General features: G+C 37.0%; 3 protein-coding genes and 1 pseudogene. All 4 read left to right on the top strand.

Annotated elements, in window-relative coordinates; translation table 11 throughout:
* Window positions 1–141 (top strand): annotated as a pseudogene (locus ACFIK4_RS09395) (phage regulatory protein/antirepressor Ant); the annotation flags it as partial.
* Window positions 142–500: 359 nt separating this feature from the next.
* A complete protein-coding gene (locus tag ACFIK4_RS09390) occupies window positions 501–1,028 on the top strand; it encodes an antA/AntB antirepressor family protein (protein WP_375675817.1) in 528 nt (175 codons plus the stop codon).
* 153 nt (window positions 1,029–1,181) lie between these two features.
* Complete coding sequence (locus ACFIK4_RS09385; protein WP_375613981.1) at window positions 1,182–1,991, top strand: ERF family protein; 810 nt, start codon at window positions 1,182–1,184, stop codon at window positions 1,989–1,991.
* A gap of 1 nt (window position 1,992) precedes the next feature.
* Entirely contained in the window at window positions 1,993–2,616 is a 624-nt protein-coding gene (locus tag ACFIK4_RS09380) for a lambda exonuclease family protein (RefSeq protein WP_375675816.1), read from the top strand.
* The last annotated feature ends 230 nt before the right edge of the window (window positions 2,617–2,846 follow it).

Below are 2,846 nucleotides of genomic sequence, written 5' to 3'. Positions count from 1 at the left end.
ATCCAAAAGAAACTTATGGATTGTCCAACTATCACACTTCAAACCGCAAATGGAATAGAAAAGGTCATTCCTTGCGCAAAAATCACCACAAAAGGTATGGGGCTGCTGTCTCAAGAGATTAAAAGACAAAGCATGCATTAAGAGAAACAATCATGGAAAAGAAATACGAATTTACTGATAAAATCGATATGATTTATTTGCGTCAATTTTCAAAATTTTTAATTGACAAAATAATATCAGTATGTCTATTGTCGAATCAGGTGCTTGAAAAACACCTTAGATGCATAGCGGATGAATTGCCGAAACAGTTTATTTTCCGCATATTAAAGGCTTTGACTCGTTGTATGTTACACGCATATAATGACTTTGTCGGGTGTAGTTACGCTATACAATACTCTTTATGGGGAAAGCGTAACGACGGACTATGCACCGTGTTTTTCAGCACCCGGCATCCTTTATTGGATGTCAATGAAAAATATCTCACTGCATAGGAGTTCATTATGAACATTCTTATTAAAATTACAGAACAAACAATTGATCAGGAAACAGTTCAAACCGTTAATGCGCGTGAATTGCATGCATTTTTGGAAAGCAAACAAGATTTCTCTACTTGGATAAAAAAACGCATCATTGCTTATTCTTTTCTTGAAAGGCAAGATTTTATTCGCTTCCACAAAAAAATGGAAGCGAACAATGCTATAGCAGTAGAATATCATCTCACCTTAGATATGGCGAAAGAGCTTTCTATGGTTGAACGTAATAAGAAAGGACGACAGGCACGTCGTTACTTTATTGAATGTGAGAAAAAACTAAGAAACCAATCTGTTGATTATGATCGTGATACCCGTTTTGATTTGCCAAGCTATTGGGAGGGAATGAACGCTGGTGAAAAAGTTTTGTATCTTTTGGGTCCAATTCATATGCGTCTTATTGATGCCTTCAGAGTGGATGAAGAAAACAGAAAATATAAAGCCCTCATTAAAGAAGCAAAACAGGTCTTAGAAAAATCTGTTACGAAAGCCGCTTAGTTTTAAAAAAGATTTCATTTCCTCGTCTTTTCAGACGGGGAGGTGGTCAATATCACACAGTCTCTAGAAACAGGATTGTAACAACCAACTAACTTTTAAAACATGCGTGATTCACGCCACGGGTGAATTGCGCTCAAATAGGAGGAAATCAAGATGAGTGAACTAAGTACCACACAAACGGAATTAGTGGAAAAAACGAACGATTGTGAAATCAAACCTACAGCTATGGAGCTTATTTTAGAAAGAGCTTTAGAAAATGATGTCGATATGGATCGTCTCAAGCGTCTTCTTGAATTGCGAGAAAAGGAGATAGAACGACAAGAGCGTCAAAACTTTGTCCGTGATCTTTCTACTATACAAGTGGAATATAAAAATATCGAACAAAATGCCATTAATACACATACTAAAAGCCTCTATACAACGCTTGATAAATATATTGATGCTATTAAAGAACCTCTTGCAAAACATCACTTTGCCTTGTTCTCTCGTATCAAAGACCAGAGTTCAAATGACATAACTGTAGAAATGACTTTAAAGCATATATCGGGCAATGAAATATCAACACAAGGAACATTTCCCATTGATGCTACGGGAAGCAAAAATAACACACAAGCGGTTGGTTCTACTATAAGCTACGCACGTAGATATCTCTTAGGCATGCTTCTTAATGTTGCAAGAAAAGAAGACGATACAGATGGAATAACACTTCTTGCGGGTATCTCTTCTGAACAGATGAATGAAATCAAAGAATTAATTAAAAAAACACAATCTGAAGAAAGTAGGCTTCTCTCTTTCATAGGAGTAAAAAATCTAAAAGATATGTCTTTTAAACAAGCACAAACCGCTTTGTTTTCTTTGAAAAAAAAGCAACGAAAGCAAATGAATAAAGCACAACAAGAGCAATTAGATGCACCTATACAAGATATCGAATATGCGCCAACTCAACAAGAAACGGCGGTGTGAAATGGAACAAAGGACAGCAGAGTGGTTTCAAGCGCGCTTGGGTAAAGTCACAGCTTCAAACGTTTACAATGTAATCAGTAAGACAGCAAAAGGTTTGCCTACAAGCAAATATGAAGACTACAAAACGAAACTCATGACAGAACGCTTAATAGAGGAAATAAGCCAATCTTATACAACACCTGCTATGCAATGGGGCATTGAACATGAAGAGAATGCCTTAAGAGAATATGAATTCATTTATGACGCAGAAGTCACAAGATGCGGGTTTATCCCCCACCCCAAAATAGAAATGGCGGGGGCTAGTCCTGATGGGTTGATTGGAGAGGACGGTTTAATCGAAGTCAAATGTCCACAATCAACAACCCATCTTCGTTTTTTTATTTATGACGAAATCAAACCTGAATATATCGCACAGATGCAATTCCAAATGGCATGCACTGGACGCAAATGGTGTGATTTCATGAGCTATAATCCAAACTTTGTAGGCAAATCTACTGGTTTGAGAATGAAAATCAAACGCGTCCTCCGTGATGAGAAACACATTGAAGAGATCAATAAAGCGGTCGAAATCTTTTTAGGGGAAATAGAACAAGAGATGCAAAAGATTTTGGCAAAAGCTGCTTAAACCTATGGGGGTGCTCTCTCCTCCCAGCACTCCCACCCATTTACCAAGGAAATTAAACGTGTGTAACACTAAACATATTATCATACAGCCTGCTAAAGATGAGGAATTTTGTTTTTTTACCATTGGCTATGAAGGTAAGTCCCTTGAGGATTATCTTAGTTGTCTCATAGAAAACAATATCAAAACTTTATGTGATGTTCGTAAAAATCCAATAAGTAGAAAACACGGAT

It is taken from the genome of Bartonella sp. AP9QHHD (genome assembly GCF_042195625.1).
Classification (GTDB): domain Bacteria; phylum Pseudomonadota; class Alphaproteobacteria; order Rhizobiales; family Rhizobiaceae; genus Bartonella.
The sequence above is the reverse complement of the archived record's forward strand: the minus strand, read 5'-3'. Positions and strand labels throughout refer to the sequence as shown.

What these genes read in the sequence shown, in the direction of transcription:
- ACFIK4_RS09390 (WP_375675817.1), top strand. Translation starts at nt 501, where the DNA reads ATGAACATTCTTATTAAAATTACAGAACAAACAATTGATCAGGAAACA.
- ACFIK4_RS09385 (WP_375613981.1), top strand. Translation starts at nt 1,182, where the DNA reads ATGAGTGAACTAAGTACCACACAAACGGAATTAGTGGAAAAAACGAAC.
- ACFIK4_RS09380 (WP_375675816.1), top strand. Translation starts at nt 1,993, where the DNA reads ATGGAACAAAGGACAGCAGAGTGGTTTCAAGCGCGCTTGGGTAAAGTC.